Consider the following 20,748-nt stretch of genomic DNA (forward strand, 5'->3'; position numbering starts at 1 on the left):
ATAATAATACCGAAATGGTATTGTGTTAAATTTATCTGTGAAATAATTTAACCACATAGTTTCATTGAATGGGAAGTAAACTTTAATAGCTAATATTATTGAGAAATATCTTGTTTATGAAAAAGTTGCGACTTGGGCTTTTAACTCTAATTCCCTACCGGTATTTTGCATATCATTAATTGTCATAAAGAAGTATCCCACTATAGGAAATAACGAGAGGATGAATTCTATTTGTAATTCACCCTCTCAGTTTATGACTGCCGTATCGAAAGATACGAACAGGAATTAGTTGTTCAGGTACAAGGTGCCTTTGATGGGATAATTATCCCCTTCGTGGAAATTCCGTTTACCCCAAATGGAAACTTTGTTACCCTTACACGGTAACTCCATTTACATGCCGTGGTAAAGGTCGTTACATACCGAGGTAAAGGCCGTTACATGCCGAGGTTATGATTTCCTGAAAGGGATATTCAGAAAATAAAAGAAATATTCCTCGTTTCAGAAAAAGAAGGTAAGCCATTAAGCGTACCTTCTGAATAGGTCAATTAAATACGGAACTCTCAAAAGAATCCCGTATTTCTCATTTACATAAAACTTTGGGGACACTCATATAATAAAGTATTTGTCACGCATTAGCTCTATCTACTCCTTCTTGTTTAAAAATATCTTATCTATTTACCAAAGTACGTTTTACGAACTGAGGCGGGGCAAAGTGTCTGCCTTTCCCGATTTGTTCCACACTTCTAGTGGTGACTTTAGTCGGTTGCGGCAAATGCGTACGGTCAAATTTCACAAACTCTTCATAATTATATTGCCACGGAGTGCCATAAGCTGTCCTCATAATGCGTTTGTAGATAGCTTCGCGTGAGGGGGCATTAAAGCCATGTATATTGCTTCGCATCATACTTTCATTGGTAGGACGCCAAGCACCGCTCCAATAAGTACAAGCTCCTTCATAGGTACTTAGAGTCTCTCCAAAAGCATCGGTACCTGCATAACGCTCATCTTCCAAAAAGTGTTTCCATATCACTTGGCTCTTATCTCCGATGAAATCGACATTCATAGCCCAACCAAATGTTTGCAATATCTGATTGCTTTCTATCTCCTTTGCAGGAATCTGTCCCATTGACTGATAGGAATATTCATCCAATAATTTAGCAAATCCGTGTCCTATGCACTCATGACACAGCACTTGGCGGAAAGCCTCGCTTTCCATACCACCTATAATGGGACAATAGCCGATAGCATATTCCACCACACCATCATCTTCCGTACCATAGCCAAAGTAGGTAGTACCGGCATATGCTTCCGTATTTAATATGACTATAGACATTGTCTCGTAAAACATTTCCGCATTGGTTCTGATTTCATCCACTGCTTGTGTATAGTACTGTACCATTTTTTCATCTCCTTTGATAAGCGTACTTTTTCCACCTTCCAGCCAGCAACTGAATTTTGTAGAATAACCTTCACCGAAAGCATCGTTCAGCGACACGGCAGTCACCATCCATACATCGAAATACTCACGCAAAGACTTTACCGGTTCTTCAGAGAAGAAATGTTCCATACCTTTCTCCATTGCTTTCCGGTAAAAACCGCTTCGAATATCGGCATCCAAGAATCCGTCTCCCATAAATACCACCGGGATTCCGTTTCCTTTAGAGTGTGTCTGTAACTTTATCACTTTGCCATCATCTGTTTCAAGGTCAGTGGAAGTGCCTACTCCTGCTCCTTTCTGTATAATAGAGATTTTACCGGATTCTATCAGTTGTTTGCCGGCAGTATCTTCTATCACTATTTGAAATGTGGCTGTACGCTCTGCACGGGAAGAATTCGGCAATACTCTGACATTTAGAATTTTATCCACCAAGGCTTTTGTGCTCACATTATCATTGAATATTAACCAGTCTTGTACATCTTGTGAATATCGTATTTTGGAAATACCTTCTTGCAAATTTGTAGTGAACTCTATTTGTATGCTCATTCCTTCTGCAGGTACATTATAAGTAGCCTGCTTCACTTCGAGTACATCCTTTTTTTGTTGACTGATTTTCAAGTCCTTGATTGGAACACCGTCAGCAGATAAAGTAACGGTTGCTTCGCGTATTTCGCCTGTACGGTTTTCTTCTTTGGCAAAAATAGCAAGAGAAGAATTACCGGTATTTCCTTGTGCTGGAGAAATTGTAATCCAAACGGCGTCAGTATTTGCTTGCCAAGAATGGGTACTGGAAAAGTTGAGTGTAAGTCTGGAATCTTTCTCGGCTCCTAAGATAAGATTCTCTATATCAGAATTGAACTGGATGGACGGTATCTCTTCAGCATCCTTAGAACAAGCTGTTAGCACGAAGACACACAGTAACAGAAAGGACAGTTTTGTTTTCATATTCCTCATGTATTATAATTTAAATATTAATCTGGAAGCAAATATAAGCAGAAAGAGCCGCACCAAACATAATATTCCACGATTATGTTGATACAACTCTTTCAATATTATAATGTCAATCAACTGACATGTTGTCTGTTATTTTTCAGCAGAATCCTCCTGATATTTTTTCCAGCTTTCCAAAGAGAAGAACAAAGTGGTTGGATTTGCGGCAATGCCTGCTCGTCCTTCTGCCCACAAACTTTCTACAGATGCAAATAGAGAGTTGGGACCGAATATGATAGAAACAAGGTTTCCTTCTTTATCATAAGCAACTTCACCCAACGGATATTTATCTTTGCCGCCTTGGAACACGCCAAATGCTGAACCGCCAATTAATTGTCCGTCCCCACTATTTAAGAATGCGCCAAATTTAAGTGCAGGTATGATAGCTTCTTCACCATCAATATCAATCTGCATCTTGACATTCGAGTTTACAATGTTGTCCACATCCAAATAAGGATACCCTTCATAGATGCCGTTTACATCAGGATTATAAGTCTCCGGCGCACTATATGGATTCTTGAGGCGTACACGCAGGCTACCGTCAGTGAATGAGGCATATTCTGCGTTTACATACCATGAAATCGGATAGTCAACACCATAAACAGTAGAAATCATACCGTCTGTGTAGATAGCTGTTTCCAACGGATTCCATTTGATACGGATTACGTTGCCTGAAGCATAAGTAGTCTTGTCCGAATATGGATTGTAATCGCCTTCTGCAAACTTCAGACTATAGTTGTAGGATATTCCAACTTCTGCATTCGGAAACTTCAAAGTCAATGGAGCTTCTGTTTCTCCATCTGCAAAAGATACTGTAGTGGGTACTTCAAAGATATTTTCTGTATTGTTCAATACTTCCACTCCCACAGTTGCAGCACCTTCTGATTTCTCACGGGTTACAACCAGTGTTATCTCCATTGCTGCTTCTGGCTCCAGTTCATAGTCATATTCATTTATGGTAGAGAATGCAGCCCCCTGACAGCCTTCCGGGACTATGGGAGAAGGCTCTCTCTCAATATCATCAGAACAAGCTGAAAAGGTCAATAGTCCTCCCGCCAGTACTAAAAGAAAAAAATTATTTATTGTTTTCATATATCCATTTTATTAAATAGTTAATTTATTACACCGTCAGTAAGTCCAATTCCTTCACCTGGTTTAGGCATTGTACCATCGGAATTGTTCGCTGTTGGAGGAATACCGGTATTGGCATTTGTCTCGTCTTGCGGAATACGCATCAGCAACCAGCCGTTGTCGGCAGCAACGTTGAAAGCATAAGCATCGGGGAAGTTGGTTGCTACGCCATTTTTCACACGTACCACATTTCTGCCCAGACGCATAACGTCTGCCATGGAGAAACCTTCACCCCACAATTCGATACGACGTTGAAGCCATACTGCATTTTGGACACCTGCAGCATCACTGGCTTTGCAAGAATATTGCTCGTCACGATAGGTCTTGACAAAGCTTTCCAGTATCTGTTTGCCATCACTCGGATTTCCTCCCATGGCAGTAGCTTCTGCCTGAATCAGAATCATTTCTTCTACACGCATTAATGGCCAGTCGTTAGCAGCAGCATTAGTACCCAATCCACCATACATACCAAACTTAACATTGGTATAAGGCAGGAAAGCAGCTTTACCTTGGTTTGCAACTGTCAGAGTTGCAATATCATCACCGCTTGCAAGACCGCGCCAGCTTTGTCCCTTCAGGTTGTCAGAATGCAAGTTCTCATCAACCCACCAGCCCTTACGTACATCAGTGTCAGAAATCAGATTGAACAATAATACATTGATACTTTTATACATACCTACACCGGCAGAGTAAGAGCCTTCGCAGAATGAGCCGATAACTCCCGGCCAGGAAATAAGACTGTTATCTGCATTATAGTCTGCTTCAGTAATTTCCAAAGCCCACATCCAGCCACTTTCATCGGAAGAAACAAACATTGGTTTTGTCAGTTCTGCTCTCTGATAGGGAGTATATCCTGCCATGGCTTTGACTGCATCATCGGCAGCAGCCTGCCAGTTTTCCATGTAAAGGTTGGCGCGGGCACGCAGACCGTAGGCAATCTTCTGGTCTATTTCACTCTTATCCTTACGTGTATAGCCTTCCAGATCATTGATAGCGTCCGTCAAGTCTCTAATAATCAAATCATAAACAGCCTGCACTGTAGCGCGCGGGTTGTTGGGATCAGCAGCCATTTCTTCCGTAACCAAAGGAATGCAAGGTTTCTCCTCATTACCTTTATATTTAAACTGAAAGTACGGAGCCACGTTCAGATAGTCAAAAGCACGTATTGCCTTGGCTTGACCACGATAAGAAAGTAGCGTGGGGTCTGTCGTGTCATCGGGAATAGAGTTCAAAATATCATTTGCCATTTTGATTTGATTATAGAACAAAGCCCAACGCATATAGGGGTTGGCATACGTGTCGCTACGGTCAGAGTATTCACTGCAAGTGCTGAACCAGTTGTAACCGTTATTGGGTGCTACCATATCAGGACCATTTAAATCATTGGAGAGGCACACGGCAGGATAACCGAAGTCATCGCCACGTCCTGATTTACTGCCGAATACGGTAAACTGCTGAAGGTTATTGGAATACATACCTACGATATCTGCCGCTAAGCGTTCAGGCAACATGCCTACCACATCCTGCTTTTGTTCCTCGGTAAAGCTACCGCTTTGGGGAAAAGTGTCCAAGTCAGTGCATGAAGCCAGCACCATGCTTCCCATGGCTAGTGCTGATAATATTTTATTATATAGTTTCATATCTTTCTTTTTATATAGGAATCAAATTATTAGAATTTCAAAGTAATACCACCGGTGATAGTACGTAAAGCCGAGTAAGTGAAGTTACCACTACCGGTAGAACTACCAAGACCGATGAACTGACGAGGGTCGAAACCTTTGCGGCAGGATATGACAGCCAGATTGTCTCCTGTCACATAAAGACGGAGGCTTGATACGCCCAACTTTTGAGTCCAACGCTTTGGCAGCGTATATCCCAATGTAACATTATTGATACTCAAGTAATCAGAACTTACCAAGAAGCGGGAAGATATACGTTGGCTTGAAACGTCGGATACAGACATACGGGGAATATCACTGTTTGTATTTTCGGGAGTCCAGGCCTTCAACACATCTTTGTGGAAGTTCTGTCCCATCAAGTCGCCGGTCTGCATCAAAGCCTCGTAAGTACCGTCATATACTTTACCACCCAATTGATAGGAAAGCTGTATGCCCAAATCGAAACCATATGCATTTAGTTGTGTACCGAGACCACCATACACCTTTGCGAGTGTACTGCCCAAGTCAGACTGCTGCGCCTTTTCATAATTGGTAGTAAGTGTATAATCACCGTTGTCGGGATCTACATAATACTGTGCCATACCACTTTCTTTGTCGACACCTGCATATACCGGTAAATAAGAGTTATAAAGAGAACCGCCTACACGGTAGATGGCATTTGAATATTTGATGCCTTCTTCACGTACAGTTTCGTCAAGGTCGGTAATTTTGTTCTTGTAATGAGTCAGATTGAAGTTGGCTGTCCACTCAATGTCATTGTTCTCGAACAAAACGCCATTGAAATCCAGTTCGATACCTTGGTTTACAATAGAACCTACATTTTTGGGAATAGAAGAATAACCATAAGAAATGGGTACAGGCTGATTGTAGAGCAAGTCGGATGTTTTACGGTTAAAATACTCTACTGTACCATTGAAGCGGCTGCCGAACAGTTCAAAGTCAAAACCGGCATTGAATGCATGTGAAGTCTCCCATGTGATATCCTTGTTTCCTTTGAATGCAAAAGACACTGCATAGTCTCCATTGCTGTTTGTTACACTAAACTGGTCTGCGTATGCATAGTAATAATAACTGCTGGTTCCTAAGTTGTCGTTACCTTGTACACCGTAGCTCGCTTTCACCTTCAGCATATCAATCCAGTCAATACCGCTCATGAAATCTTCTTTGGTCATCAACCAAGCCAGACCTATACTGCCAAAGTTACCCCAACGATTATCCGGATGGAAACGTGAAGAAGCATCACGACGATAGGAAGCAGATACAAAGTACTTTCCGTCATAATCATATTGGGCACGTGCCAGATAGCCGAGTGTGGCATACTCATGCGTATAAGAACTTACACTCGGAGGAGTGTTGATAGCATTGTTAAGTTCACCAATCGTAGGATTGTAAAGCTTGGAGTTGGAACCTCCTAAGTATTGAATTTTATGGGAATAAGACTCAAAACCTGCCAGCAAGTCCATGTTGTGCAACTGATTGAATGTTTTCTTATAAGTTGCCATATACTGCTGGTTAATATCGAAAATGCGTTGATGGATAACAGACACGGAACCTCCTGCAGAAACAGCACCTCCATAGAAGGGATTATTCAGCGTGTTTTTGCGTTGATTCAATACATTGGCGCCTAAAGTAGCGGTGATGTTCAATCCTTCTATCGGAGTAATGGTAGCATACCATTTGGAACTCAACATATCGCTGTAGGTATTCTGGTCATCCAAATTCAATGTACCTGCCGGATTACCCATTAAAGTAGGGCGATTGAAATTGGTAGAGCCTGAACCAAAGTCATAAACAGTCATTCCCCTGTTGTCTTTCATGATAGATCCATCTGCATTACGGACATACATTGGATAGATGGGGGCAATCAAGTTGGATATGTAGAACAAGTTGCCGGTAGAACCCCAATCTGCTTGTCCCGACGGAGATTTAGTATTATAATAGGTATAAGCGATATTGGTACCGACTTTCAACCATTTGTTAGCTTGGTAGTCAGTTTTGGCACGACCGGCAAAACGTTGGAAACTTGAATTAGCTATAATACCACTGTCGTCCAAATAGCCTGCTGATACATAATAGTTCAATTTATCAGAAGCACCTGAAATTGTCACGTTGTATTCTTGACGCAGGTTACCTCCACCAAAAATCTCATCATACCAGTCATCCGGTCTATAATAATAAGTTCCATCTGAATAGCCCAAAGTGGCATTAGGATTTAACTTGAAGTTGCTGCCAATCAATTTCTGATTTTCGGGAACAGTATAGACCAGATAACCTAAACCGCCGTTATTAGCATCCAGAAATGTTTTATCTGCAAAAGCATAAGCCTCAGCAGCAGAAGAGCCATTATAAATCTTAGAATTGTACATGGCACGATAAGCAGTCTCATAATACATTGCAGGGTCAGTCATCACATCATAATTAGGTACGCCACGCTTGTTGGCTCCCCATTTGGCATCTACAGTAATTTGGGCTACACCGGTAGATCCCTTTTTGGTAGTAATCAGTACCACCCCATTAGCACCACGTGCGCCATAAATAGCATTGGCTGCAGCATCTTTCAATACTGTCATGGACTCAATATCCTGTGGATTAATGGCTGAAATTTCACCATCATAAGGCACACCATCTACAACATATAGAGGAGCATTGCTGGCAGACATAGATCCAATACCACGAATACGGATACTGGCCGAGCTGCCCGGTTGACCATTACTCTGGGTAATCTGTACACCTGCCACTTGACCAGCCATTGCATTTGTTACATTGGAGACTGTCCTCTCTGCTATTTTTTCAGCTTTGATGGTCGATGCAGAACCTGTAAAAGCAGATTTCTTTGCTGTACCATAAGCTACTACCATTACTTCATCGAGCATCTCAGAATCGGACTTCATTATTACTTTTACATTGGGCTTAATCACTACCTCTTGCGCTTGCATGCCAATATACGTAATCTGAAGCGTCTTCGCAGAACTGTGCGCAATCTAAAAATCTTGTAATCAGCAAATTAACGGAATACAAAGAACTAATACTGAAATAAAAATTAATTTCTAATAAGCTTATAATAAGGCATATAACAAATAGAAATATGGATATATATCTACCATAAATTTCCTATTTCTAGTACTTAATATAATGATAACAAGAGTATTATTATTATGTCATAGATGATATTGAACTACAGAACAAGTACTCTGCATTTTGGTAGACAACAAAATGTATAAAATGATAAATATACCTACTAACTCTTCTTTAACGGATATACACACTTAGATTAGGGAGAAATATAGTTGTGATTTTTTTATAAACAATATCATATATGACTAAATACAAGATACAAGTAAACCCCTTTTCATACAATAAATAATAGCATGAAAATCTAAGGAGGAGAAGCAAAAGAAAAACAAGAGTTCTCTCACATTAACGGTTGAGAGAACTCTTATTTGTTAAGAGGGAAGTTTTTATCAATACCCTGGTTTTTAAAAATTCTTAGAACATTACTCGTATCCCGGATTCTGTTGGTCTTGAATATTGGGATTTACATCAATTTCTGCTTGCGGAATAGCGAGAATTATTCTATAATCATTCCAATTCGGAGATATTAAATCCGTTGCATTTAAGTAATGGTCAACGCCTTCACCGGGTGTTTTTTCACGATTCAAAGTTAATCCTAATCTCATTGCATCGTAAAAACGGTGTCCTTCCATTACCAATTCTTTTCTTCTTTCTTTTAAAATAAGTTCTTCCGTAGCAATAACATCTGTCAAACCTGGAACAGCGCGTTTCCGAATCTCATTCAAATAGAAATCAGCTTTGCCTTGATCGGGAGTTGATTTTTTCAATGCGGCTTCAGCTGCCATCAGATAAATATCCGATAGACGAAGTACACGTACATTGTTGACAGGAAGTTTTCCATTATAGCCCGGATATTTATTGATGAATCTGATTTCACCATTACCATCTGCCTGGAAAAGTCTTGATCGGACATCACCTTGATATTCAGACATTAATGCTACAAAACTTTTTGTAGCAATCAACTCACCATAGCCTTCAGGACTTGCAATATAACCGAGTAACTCAAGATTACCTGAACGGGTTTCGTCAATATCAATATCAAATATAGATTCTGAGTTTGCTTTTTGAGCCCAAATAGACAAGTAGTCTGCATTAGAAACCAGCGAATAGGGGCCATTTTGGGCTACTTCATCAGCATATTTGAAAGCATTGTTCCAATCTCCTTTGTAGAGATAAACTCGTGCCAACAGAGCTTTGGCAGCCCAGCGATTGATATGTCCATAATTTATTTCTTCACTCAGTAAGCCGATAGCTCTTTCTAAATCTTCTATGACCATTTTATATCCATCAGCCACGCTTGAGCGTGAAGGTAGTTCGTTTTCTGTAATAACTCTATCTGCCAAGGGGACTCCATAAGACACGCCATTATCCTTTAAGTAAGGTGCTCCATAAGTTACCAATAAATCAAAATGACAAAGAGCGCGGATAGCAAGTGCTTCACCTTCCGAATTATTACGCTCTGCCGTTTCCGGGATGTTATTAATGATAGATAACATTGTGTTGGCACTGTTGATAATTCCGTAAGGAACGCTCCAAAGACCTTCGGGAGAGTTATTTACACGGTGAACAAAACGATAAAAGTTTTCAGTACGAGAAGCGGTTTGACCTATAGGCTGCACATCATCACCACCTACTTCACCGCGTACCAGGAAATTACGTCCGTAGAAGTTGGTATTAGTCAATGTGTAATACATTCCATTTAATGCCTTATCTAAATCTTTTTGCTCACTCAAAGCTTCTTCTGGTGGCAGAGCATCATCAGGGTTTACTTTCAGGAAATCCTCGCAGGAAGTAAACACAGTAATTGACAAAGCTGCAACTAATATTAATGATTTAATTTTCATATTTGTCTCTTTTTAAATGTCAGTTAATTATAATCCGATTTCGAAACCAAATGTAAAGGTCTTCAGTGCCGGGAATGCAAAGGAAGTAACTCCGGTAATAGCTTGTTCAGGATCTACATTTTTATAGGCAGACCAAGTTAACAGGTTGCTTCCGGAGAAGAATACGCGTACATTGTTCATCTTGGCCGAACGTACCCATCTACTTGGCAGAGTATAAGACAAACTCAGTGTTTTCAAACGAAGATAATTAGAGCTTTCCATATGGCGGTCGCTACCATAACGGGCATATTGATAGCCATTGATACGTCGCGGAACATCGGTTTTATCACCAGGCTTTTGCCATCTGTTCAACTGATCAGCTGAAATGTTATAATAAGGAATCTCTCCATCTGTTCCCATATAAAGTAATTCAACATCATCCATAAGATGACCGCCCAATGAATAAGTAAACAAAGCATTCAGTTCCAGTCCTTTCCAAGAAATGTTATTTCTCCATCCACCAACGATAACCGGATCCGGTTTTCCTACAATAATACGCTGTGCTTTACTTGGGTCTTTGGTTAACTCCTTATTGAGGCTTCCATCGTCGTTCTTAGTGTTCAACACCCATTGTTCCTCACCTGTTTCAGGATCAACGCCTGCCCATTCACGACTCCACCAAGAATAATAAGACTCACCTTCGCGTAAGATACTGGTTCCGTCAATGATATCCTTACCTCCATACAGTTTTTTAATTTTGTTGGAGTTGTGCGATAAATTCAGACCGGTAGTCCATTTCAATGGAGTATCTCTAAAGATATCTACATTGATATCTAATTCCACACCTCTATTCTGCATTTCGCCTACATTCTTTAAGATTGAAGAGAAACCTGTAACCAATGACACCGGCTGGCTTTGCAGCAAGTCTTTTGTATGGCGGTTGTAGTAGTCGAATGTAACTCCTAATCTATCGAAGAAGCGTGCATCAAAACCGATATTGAAGTTGTAGTTCTTTTCCCATGACAAATCAGGATTTGCCAACTGGCTGGGGAATGAACCGGGGTTTTTCATATAATTATAACCATATCCGATAAGTTGCATATGCCCTGTCAGGCTGTTAGGTAATGTACCGTTGACACCATAAGATGCACGAATCTTCAGGTCATTGATATAAGTGAGACTTTCCATGAATGCCTCTTTACTGATTCTCCATGCACCGGATACAGACCAGAAATCGGCCCAACGTTGATTCTCGCCCAAACGAGAGCTTCCATCGCGACGGTAGTTGACAGACGCATAGTATTTATTATCATAATCATAATTGATACGGGACAGGAATGACAACATGCGGTCGTCACTATGGCCGGAACTTGCCGTTTTAGGATCGGAAGCATTACCCATTTCCGGCAATTTGTCAGTTGGGTAGTTCTGATTCACAGCATAGACCATCTGCGTATGGCGCATATCTATATCCCAGCCAACTAAAGCATCCAGATTATGTAAACCAAATGAGTGGTTATAATTCAACACCGTAGAAGAATAGAGATTTTGGAATTGATACGGAATCTTTATCATCATACCATTCTTGCCTGCATTTGATCCATTTTGGGAATTGCTGGGCCACCATGTTTCTGAGTTATTGAGGATAAAGTCATAGCTGACAGTCTCTTTCAATGTTAAACCTTCTATAAACTGGTACTGTGCCCATAGCGAATTAGCACTTCTGAATACATCAGAAGTATTTCTCTCCAATCCCATGTTTTCAAGTGGGTTCTTCATTCCCAATTGTTTGAAGGGGAAGTCATTATAGTAAGAGCCATCTTCATTGTAAATGGGAATATTAGGCATACATACCCAGTTTGTCAAGAAATAAGGATTGGCATATGAGCTACCTTCGTCTGCCATTCTTGAGTATTGCTTAGAGAATGTTACATTAGCTCCGAACTCTAATTTGTTGTCTGATGATTTATGGCTGACATTCAAGCGGCCGGTAAAACCTTCAATACCAGTATGAATAGCTTTACCTTGTTCATCTTTGTAAGCTAAAGACGCATAAAATTTATTCTTCTCATTTCCACCTTGTGCTGAGAATTCGTAGTTCTGGCTAAATCCATGATCTCTGAAGAGAACATCTTCCCAGTTGGAGTATTTGTCGCGGAGCGGAGCATAGTTATCAGCAAGCTGCTGAGCGTAAGCTTTTGCATTGGCGTCATCATAACCGCCATAAATAACAGCTTCATTATATCCTGCTTCATAAACCAGCTCGTTTGCTTGCTCACCGGTTACTTTCGGATGGTTTTTTACTGCCCAGTCGGAAATACCAAAACTTGCTTTAAAGTTCACACTGGTTTTACCTTCCTTGCCTCTTTTGGTTGTAACCAGAATAACGCCATTGGCTGCACGAGAGCCGTACAAAGAAGCTGCTGCCGCATCTTTTAATACAGTAATAGATTCAATATCAGCGGGATTTAGTGAAGCCATAACATTATAGGCTTTACTATCACCGCTTACCCCGGATACGGCAATATCTCCTGATATAACAGGAACACCATCAATCACATAAAGCGGATTGTTAGAAGCGTTCATAGAACCAGTACCACGAACACGGATACTTAAACCTGCTCCGGGCTGGCCACTGCTTTGGTTCACTGTCACACCGGGAGCACTACCTTGTAATGCTTGCTCAAATGTGGTGACCGGAATGTCCTTCAGTGCTTTTTCGGCATTTACATTACTTGCGGCTCCTGTGAACGAAGATTTTTTAGCTGTACCATAAGCAACTACCATTACTTCCTCCAACATTTCAGAATCCGGTCCCATAATTATTTTCACATTAGGTTTGATTGCAACCTCCTGTGTTTTCATACCAATATACGAAATTTGCAATGTTTTCGCAGAACTATGCGCAATCTAAAAAGCTTATAATCAAAGAAATAAAAATATACGTAGAACTCTTGCTAAAATGGTGAATATCAGCTAAAAACCTTATAATAAGATGTTTGATAAATAGCTACATACACATGTATCTACCATATATATCCTATATTGACCAATTAAAACACTGATAACTAGCATTGTATAATTTCGTGGCAAGTAACATTGTTGCACATAACAAATACTACGAGTTTTGCTAGATCAAGAATGTGTAGAATAATAAATATAACTATTGGATTCTCTTCAATGAACTATAGAGCTATATGGATGGGAGGATTTTGTTGTGTTTTTTACTTAAAGTCAAGCCTAGATATAAATATTGGTATAAGAAACTCGGTTTTTACCGACAATACAATGAAGGAAACGATAAATAGAACAATATCTGGCAACAATCAAGTAGGAAATGAGGGACTATTTTCCTTACTGCCCTCTCATGCCACCGTACGTAAAAAAAGAAGGCACCTTCACAGGCGCCCTCTTAAAACACTTTAATTAAAAACACTTTGGGTAACACACCCAAGTATGCTTTATAAAGTAGAAGACTCTACTTATTGAATGGGTCTAATATTTCCTCTTTATATAATTTGATTGTATTTTTAGAATTAGAATTATCTGTCATTGTTATTACAGTCGGATTTTCGTCACTATCGGCAGACAAAGTGAAAGTCTTTCCATTAAATGGATAAACCATATAGCTCCAACTATAATCATTCCATAAAGTAACACCAAAATTATTACCTCTGGAAGCAAATGTAAAGTTCACTTGATTGTCGCCCGCAGTTTTGTTATTGAAAAGCAAGAATCCTGCCGTACCACCACAACTCCAATAAAAAGCGGTAGTGGTTGCATCGTATGGTGTAAATAATGCATAATCCAAAGGAACCCCTAGTGCAGGCATCACCTGAGTTTTTATAGCATTCCACCTGGCGATAGCTTGAGGGTCTCCTAATCCGCTCATTGCAAAATACCAGTCATTGTTGAGCAAAAGATAATTAAGTGGGAAAGTTGGAGTAAAGAGAGCATTTACACCATTTGTTGGAGAAAAGGTTCCATACTTTTCATCAGGCTGATATTTCAATTCCTCAATTGACTTTCCATTCAGAACCAATGGCTCACGGAATTTAATATTTCCTTCAGTCGTTATAATGTATGGCGCTTCTACTGTAATATCATTATCACCGTCCGTATAAGTAATTGCAAGGTTTCTATATGAAACTGTAACATCCGCTTTAAAATCACCTTCTGTATATTTATAAGCTATGAATTGAGAAAACACTTCATCTGCACCCTGAACACCTTGTAAGAAATCTTTCCATGAAACTGTTTCAGTCAATGGAGTCATGATAATTTTGGTAAGATTCTTCTTTCCTTTTAGTATCACCTTATCTCTAGTGGCCTCCATGATAGTAAACTCAAAGTCTCCTTCCATACCTTTTCCATCACTGCCTATTCCTCCGGGATTATGTGGATCTGAAAAGAAGTGCATTATTTCATTGTGGGTATCGAAACTCAATACCGGACCGGCACTTTGCTTTAATACATACGTACTGGCAACCTTTGCTCCAGCATCATATATGTCACTTGCTACTTGTACTGTACCATCTTCTGCAAATGAAACTAATATATTATAACCTCCATAAGTCAGATTTGCAGAAGGATAGTACTCCATCAACCAACCATTCTTGGCACTTGTCAAGACCTCTTTATCAGCCTTCAGTGTCGCTTCAATACGATTGGCAGAAGAATCATCAAATAAATCCTTCTCTTCCGGCGTGCAGGATGAATAAAGAGCGACAGCCAGCGATATAAATAATAAGTTCAATATTTTTTTCATATTATTTTCTAATTAAGTGTTGTTAAATCAAGAGTAGCTACTTCTGCGGAGCGACGAGTAACGACTTTACGTAACTCATCAATATCTATTTGCCAGCTACCTTTTAAATACTCTCTTATAATTTCCAATTTATCAAGGATAGCCTGTTTGCCAGATTCATCCTCACCAACGACGCCGGCTGCCAATAACTTTTGCCAAGCAGTTTCCGTGCGAGTTATGTAAACAGAAAGAATTTCTGCAAAATCCTCATTTGCTTCCTTACTGGCATATCCTGATACAAAACCGGATTTAGGTGCATCAGAATCTTTCAGATTAATCCAGTCCGTAGCTCTATAATTACCGGCAGAAATCAAATTGAAGTCTGTATCATAGTTTTTCTTCTGCTGCAAAATGTGGGTAAACTCATGGTGCATTGTCTGGAAAAACCAATAATTCAAGTCTGTTGTACTGCCACTCTTATCAGGAAATGGGCTATTGATATCAATATACGGGTGCTCAATATCAATTACGTTCACATTATACAATGTCACCTTTATTCCTCCTTCGGCAGTACCCATCACAATACTGCCAGTGTTAGGATAGTACGCCGGAGAACCAAATAGTTGCATCACTCGTGGACAATACGTTTTCACGAATTCATCACCGGCTACTTCGTTATAAACATCAATCCAGACATATTTCATCATTTTGGCCAAAGCTATAGACTTATCGTAGTCTGCAGGAACCAGGTTAAACTCCATGTTCGATTCCTTATCATCATATCTATAATTAAAACTGATATTATAAGGTGTTACATAGTTCTTCATCAGCCAATTGTCGAATTCATTCATTTCCGGCTCTTCCGTATCAAAAATACTCTTTGAGTCAAGATCATCTTCACTACAAGCCCCTAAGCACAAAGTGAATGTAATCAATAAAAATAGTTTTATATATTTCATAATCATTTCAGTTTTAAAGGTTATTATCTTGGGTTGGCAGCCAAACCGGCATCAATAACATCCGAAGGTAGCTGAATGGCACGACGCGGATCATCTACTTTCAATATATCTGTAGCCAATCCATAACGGTTGTGCGCTACTTCTATACCATAGCGTTTAATGTCGCACCAGCGTTGTCCATCATGCATTGTCTCAATACGGCGCATGTGCAATACACATTGAATAAAATTCTCTTGTTCACCAGGTGCTACAGTAAATCCCTGAGGATGAAGTTCTTTTTTGATAGTACGATCACTACCTCCATCAGCCATAGATGGTACAGGGCAATATTTAATGTCATTCCAGAATTCATTTATGCTTTCACGAGTCAATGTTTGCAGAGTATGTGTCATACCATTATCATCAACATACGAAGAAAGGCAATTTGTAACTTGCCAACTATTTAAATCGGCAGCAGCTTCTTCATATTTCTCTAAAAATGTATAAGCCTCTGCACGGCAAAGCAATGTTTCATTTGTTGTAAATGGAACAAATACAATATGCGCATAACCTGTGCCGGATGTTTTGTCTGTATATTCCCAGAATTCATCCAATTTCGGGAAGCGTACAGTCTGATTCGAACCATAAAGTTTTCTACCCAGAATCAAGAAACTGCCGGAACCTGAAGACCCCCATGGACCTTCGGCCCAATAAGTCTCATAAGTGGTTATTTCCCGCCCATGATTGTAACGTGGGCCACTTCCGGAGCCGATTCGTCCAGCAGCGGAATATGCCGGAATAATTAAAAGGTTACAGTTTTCACTTGCCTGCACGTAGGCATTTGTCACATCACCTGCTCCAAGTGGAATATAATTGGACATTTGACGCAGTACCCTATCCGGATTGCTTCCTAATACTTGTGTTGCGTATTCAACTACCTTCTGATAGTTTGACTTATCCGGTTTTACATAGAACAAGTTAAAACGGGTTGCAAAAGCATAAGCAGCTTTTTTATTAAAATGATATTTAGGGACAGTGTAAACATCATCACTGATATATGGCAAAGCTGCTTCTATATCCGCATTGATTTTCTCGTAAAGTTGGGCCATGGTTCCTCTTTCATACTTCACAATTACTTGAGTTTCCGGCTTTTCAGAATAGGGGATTCCCATATCCTTATCTGCCGTTTCCGGGTTATAAGGTAAACAGAAGACATTTGCTAATACAAAGTGGGCATAAGCACGGCACATCAAAGCTTCCGCCTTTTGCGGAGCCAGACTGGCGGGATCACCCAAATCATATATTGCTTGTATAGCTTGATTGGCAGCTGCTATGGCTCTATAATGAGTTTGCCACATGTAACGTGGATCATCATTACCATCACTCGTAATATCTGACCACAAATAGATTTCCTCTTGATCCTTATAATTGACTGAGTACTGAGGCCCGTGATCCACTACATTGTCACTACTATATTCCATCATGAGGACAGGGGTCTTGTCTGGGTAAGCAGATACAAGTATAGATGTTACTTTTGCTTCCGTGTCAATCTCAGCACGGTTATCCGGCATCGTATTGAGGAAGTCATCGCAGGAACCCAGCAAGAATGCAGTTCCTATAAGCGCGCTAAATATATATATATGTTTCATGTTTTTTCTCTTTTTAATGGTTAAATTCCTAATCTCAAGGTTAGCGTAAACTGACGTGGTACGGGGACTGCTACACCACCTGTATTGAAGAATTCAGGGTCTTGTCCGTTCAACTTCTTATCAGCATAAATCAAGAATAAGTTGGTAGCTTGTAGCTTAAGTGATAAGTTGTTGAATTTTAATGGTGCAATCCAGGATTTTGGGAAATCATATGATAATGAGATTTCTTTCATGCGGATGAAGTCACCTTTAGCCACACGTGCAGTAGAGCGGTTATAAGCATTGTAAGCATAACTCAAATGGTTATATTCCTGGTTCAAACGACGGTCCGCAATAACAGGAATATTAGTAGTGTTCTCATCGCCCGACTGTGTCCAACGGTTCTTGAATTCTTTGGGCATGGCTGCTAGGTCAGAATACCAGTTTTTGAAAACCGGATCCAGACGGATTACATTACCGAATGAATAAGTCATAAATACATTCAGTCTAAAGCCTTTATAGCTGAAAGTATTTCCAAAACTACCAGTAATAGTCGGATCTGTAGGCCCTTCGTATACCAAATAATCTTTTACGCGCGATTGGAAGTTAAGATCTGTCACAGTCAGTTTGCCACTTTCATTAATAAAAGTAGGAAGGCCCTCTTCGTTCAACCCTTGGAAGTCAATAGAGAACAGAGAACGCACGGGATAACCTTTCATTGTAAAACCGGAACCAATCACCATATCCAGAATACGGGTGTTAGTTTCCAAATCCGTTACTTCATTTTTGGCTTGTGAGAAGATGAAGTCTGTATTCCATTTAAAATCCTTAGTTACAATATTGCGCGTAGACAATGTAAACTCTATACCATGCGATTTCATACTTGCTACATTGGCATACTTCATCACTTGCCCACCAATACCCATTGTGTTAATAGCACCAATCAAGTCATAATTATCACGTTTATACCAATCGGCTGCTAAATTGATGCGATTGTCCAAAAAGCCAATCTCAGCACCGATATTGAGTTCGTGTTTCTTTTCATAAGTAAGTTCGCTATTCTCAAGGTCGTCAATCTGTAAACCCGATTCTTTCACTGAAGTAAATGGGCGCCAAGGATTAAAACTACTAATCACTACCCGAGAGTTGGTTACGTTTGCCGGACCACGGTCTGCAGTCAGTGAATAGGATGCTTTTAAAGTCAGGTTCGATAATGTCGGGCGCAAATCCTCAAAGAATGCTTCTTCATGTACATTCCAGGCACCAGACACATTCCAAGTAGGCAACCAACGAGAAGAACGACTCTTGCCTAACTTATTGGAACCCTCATAGCGGATAGTACCATTAACAGTGTATCGTCCTTTATATGAATAAGTACCTGTTGCGAAGAATGCCACCTCACGTGAACGGCTTTCTTCTACAGTATAATAATTTGTGTTCTCTTCATTGCCCTGCTTAAAGTACTGATAGTCATAAGAAGGGAGCATCCCCATCTCATACTGCATGCCTACACCATTAAACCATGTTTTCGTGCGATCCATAGAATTCACTTCCATACCGCCGAAAAGGTTGATAATATGATCTTCTGCAAATACATCGTTATAATTCAATGTTCCACGGAAATCCCAACTATTCATTCCATATTTTGTTTCACGATAAAATCCACCTACCGGTAATACGCTGACGGGTAGAGAATTCACCTTGTCCGGATCGGTATACAGCCAAGGATTAGCATCACGCATGGTAGCATCATCCATTGCACGAAAAGCCCAAGCCTGGTTAGAATAATCTTTAACATAGTGTGATTGTGTCGTTGTAGAATATTTATAAGCGCCCAGAGCAGAAGCTTCTAAATTTTTGAGTATTTTCCATTTTAATTCTCCTTGAAACTTCATATCAACTACATTTAAGTCCATGTAGTTGTTTTCAAGTTCATGTAGAATGTTGAACGGAGCATAATTGCGGACGTAGGTTTCATTAGCGTCCAATGTGCGTGAAGTATTTAATGCATATGAGTATGGATTAATATCAAAATCGCGTGATACTTCTCCGGTTACATAATTAGGTGTTGAACCTAAAGTGCCGGGAGCTTTTTGTTTACGATACGAAGCATTTCCTATCAGGTTCAATGATAAATTGCTGTAGATATTATACAAGGCATTTACATTGGCTGTATAGCGTTGAACCGAGCTTTGTTTGGTCCATCCCGGGTCGTTCATGACACTAAGTGATGTGTAATAAGCGGCTTTTTCCGTACCGCTTGACATACTGATTGCATGGTTCTGTGAAACAGAGCTATTAAACAGGTAGTCAAACCAGTCTGTATTTCGGTATTCGGCTTGTTGCAAATAAGCATTGATTGCCTTAGTTGTATTGGGCAGACCAAATCCACCACTTGAAGTATAGTCATTAATCAGATGATACATTTTGCCATAAACTCCACTGTCGGATGCACGATAAACATTCGAGAAGTTTAAATAACCGGCATTTGCCATCTCCTTGAATACTCCCATCTGCTCTTGTGAATTCATGATATTAAAATTGGTATAGCTGGGTTTCATTCGCATCGTAAATTCGCCGGTATAACTAATTTTGTTGGAACCAGCTTTACCTTTCTTTGTTGTTACAACGATTACACCAGCCATTGCGCGTGCACCATAGATGGAAGTAGCCGATCCATCTTTCAAAATCTGGAAACTTTCAATATCATCTGCATTCAACCCTGAAATGGCTGAACTAATCAGCGTAACTGCATCACCGGATGACAAGTCATCAGCACTAACTTCGGTAACATCTTCCATAATAACCCCATCTACTACCCACAGAGGCTTAGAACTACCATAAATAGAAGTAGCTCCACGTACGCGGATTTTGGGAGCTGTACCAAATGTACCGGAGACATTCTGAACGGATACGCCAGCAGCACGTCCTTCCAGCGCACGGCTTATTTCAGGCAGACCATCTAATTTTACGTCGTCGGCAGATAATTTTGATGTAGCACCTGTAAAGAGACGTTTGTCCATACGCTGCATACCAGTAACCACAACTTCCTGAAGCATTTCACTGTCGATTTTCATCGTAACTTTTAAGCGCGGCTTGATATTTACTTCTTCTGTTTTCATACCAATGTACGAAATTTGCAATGTTTTCGCAGAACTATGGCATTGTTATAATATTGATAATCAATATTATAACAATGCGCAGTGAACTTAAATAAAAATGATAATAATTTATAATATTCTGATTAATAAGTGTCTATAAAATGGTAATATGTATTTATGTATACCACAATTGTACTGCAT

General features: G+C 40.0%; 9 protein-coding genes and 1 pseudogene. All 10 read right to left on the reverse strand.

Annotation, left to right across the window (positions count from 1 at the left end; translation table 11 throughout):
• Positions 1-667 precede the first annotated feature (667 nt).
• A complete protein-coding gene (locus QZ135_RS04890; RefSeq protein ID WP_294606398.1) occupies positions 668-2,383 on the reverse strand; it encodes a M64 family metallopeptidase in 1,716 nt (571 codons plus the stop codon).
• Between the two features lie 138 nt (positions 2,384-2,521).
• A complete protein-coding gene (locus QZ135_RS04895; RefSeq protein WP_294606400.1) occupies positions 2,522-3,520 on the reverse strand; it encodes a hypothetical protein in 999 nt (332 codons plus the stop codon).
• 20 nt (positions 3,521-3,540) lie between these two features.
• Entirely contained in the window at positions 3,541-5,199 is a 1,659-nt protein-coding gene (locus tag QZ135_RS04900; protein WP_294606402.1) for a RagB/SusD family nutrient uptake outer membrane protein, read from the reverse strand.
• Positions 5,200-5,228: 29 nt separating this feature from the next.
• Entirely contained in the window at positions 5,229-8,219 is a 2,991-nt protein-coding gene (locus tag QZ135_RS04905) for a TonB-dependent receptor (protein WP_294606447.1), read from the reverse strand.
• Between the two features lie 513 nt (positions 8,220-8,732).
• Positions 8,733-10,154 (reverse strand): RagB/SusD family nutrient uptake outer membrane protein, encoded by a 1,422-nt coding sequence (locus tag QZ135_RS04910; protein WP_294606404.1) that lies wholly within the window; start codon positions 10,152-10,154, stop codon positions 8,733-8,735.
• Between the two features lie 27 nt (positions 10,155-10,181).
• Complete coding sequence (locus QZ135_RS04915) at positions 10,182-13,043, reverse strand: TonB-dependent receptor (protein ID WP_294606449.1); 2,862 nt, start codon at positions 13,041-13,043, stop codon at positions 10,182-10,184.
• Positions 13,044-13,611: 568 nt separating this feature from the next.
• Positions 13,612-14,901, reverse strand: coding sequence for a DUF4302 domain-containing protein (locus QZ135_RS04920; protein ID WP_294606407.1), 1,290 nt, complete (start codon positions 14,899-14,901; stop codon positions 13,612-13,614).
• Positions 14,902-14,909: 8 nt separating this feature from the next.
• The gene (locus QZ135_RS04925; RefSeq protein WP_294606409.1) at positions 14,910-15,839 is read right to left on the reverse strand and encodes a putative zinc-binding metallopeptidase; all 930 of its coding nucleotides are present in this window, start codon (positions 15,837-15,839) and stop codon (positions 14,910-14,912) included.
• 23 nt (positions 15,840-15,862) lie between these two features.
• Positions 15,863-17,467 carry a RagB/SusD family nutrient uptake outer membrane protein gene (locus tag QZ135_RS04930; RefSeq protein ID WP_294606411.1) on the reverse strand — a complete coding sequence of 535 codons (1,605 nt, stop codon included), beginning with the start codon at positions 17,465-17,467 and terminating at the stop codon, positions 15,863-15,865.
• 20 nt (positions 17,468-17,487) lie between these two features.
• Positions 17,488-20,592 (reverse strand): annotated as a pseudogene (locus QZ135_RS04935) (SusC/RagA family TonB-linked outer membrane protein); the annotation flags it as partial.
• Positions 20,593-20,748: the final 156 nt, after the last annotated feature.

It is taken from the genome of uncultured Bacteroides sp. (assembly GCF_905207245.1).
Lineage (GTDB): Bacteria > Bacteroidota > Bacteroidia > Bacteroidales > Bacteroidaceae > Bacteroides.

Coding starts and splice junctions, on each gene's coding strand:
- QZ135_RS04900 (WP_294606402.1), bottom strand. CDS start 5,199: ATGAAACTATATAATAAAATATTATCAGCACTAGCCATGGGAAGCATG.
- QZ135_RS04890 (WP_294606398.1), bottom strand. CDS start 2,383: ATGAAAACAAAACTGTCCTTTCTGTTACTGTGTGTCTTCGTGCTAACA.
- QZ135_RS04895 (WP_294606400.1), bottom strand. CDS start 3,520: ATGAAAACAATAAATAATTTTTTTCTTTTAGTACTGGCGGGAGGACTA.
- QZ135_RS04930 (WP_294606411.1), bottom strand. CDS start 17,467: ATGAAACATATATATATATTTAGCGCGCTTATAGGAACTGCATTCTTG.
- QZ135_RS04925 (WP_294606409.1), bottom strand. CDS start 15,839: ATGAAATATATAAAACTATTTTTATTGATTACATTCACTTTGTGCTTA.
- QZ135_RS04910 (WP_294606404.1), bottom strand. CDS start 10,154: ATGAAAATTAAATCATTAATATTAGTTGCAGCTTTGTCAATTACTGTG.
- QZ135_RS04920 (WP_294606407.1), bottom strand. CDS start 14,901: ATGAAAAAAATATTGAACTTATTATTTATATCGCTGGCTGTCGCTCTT.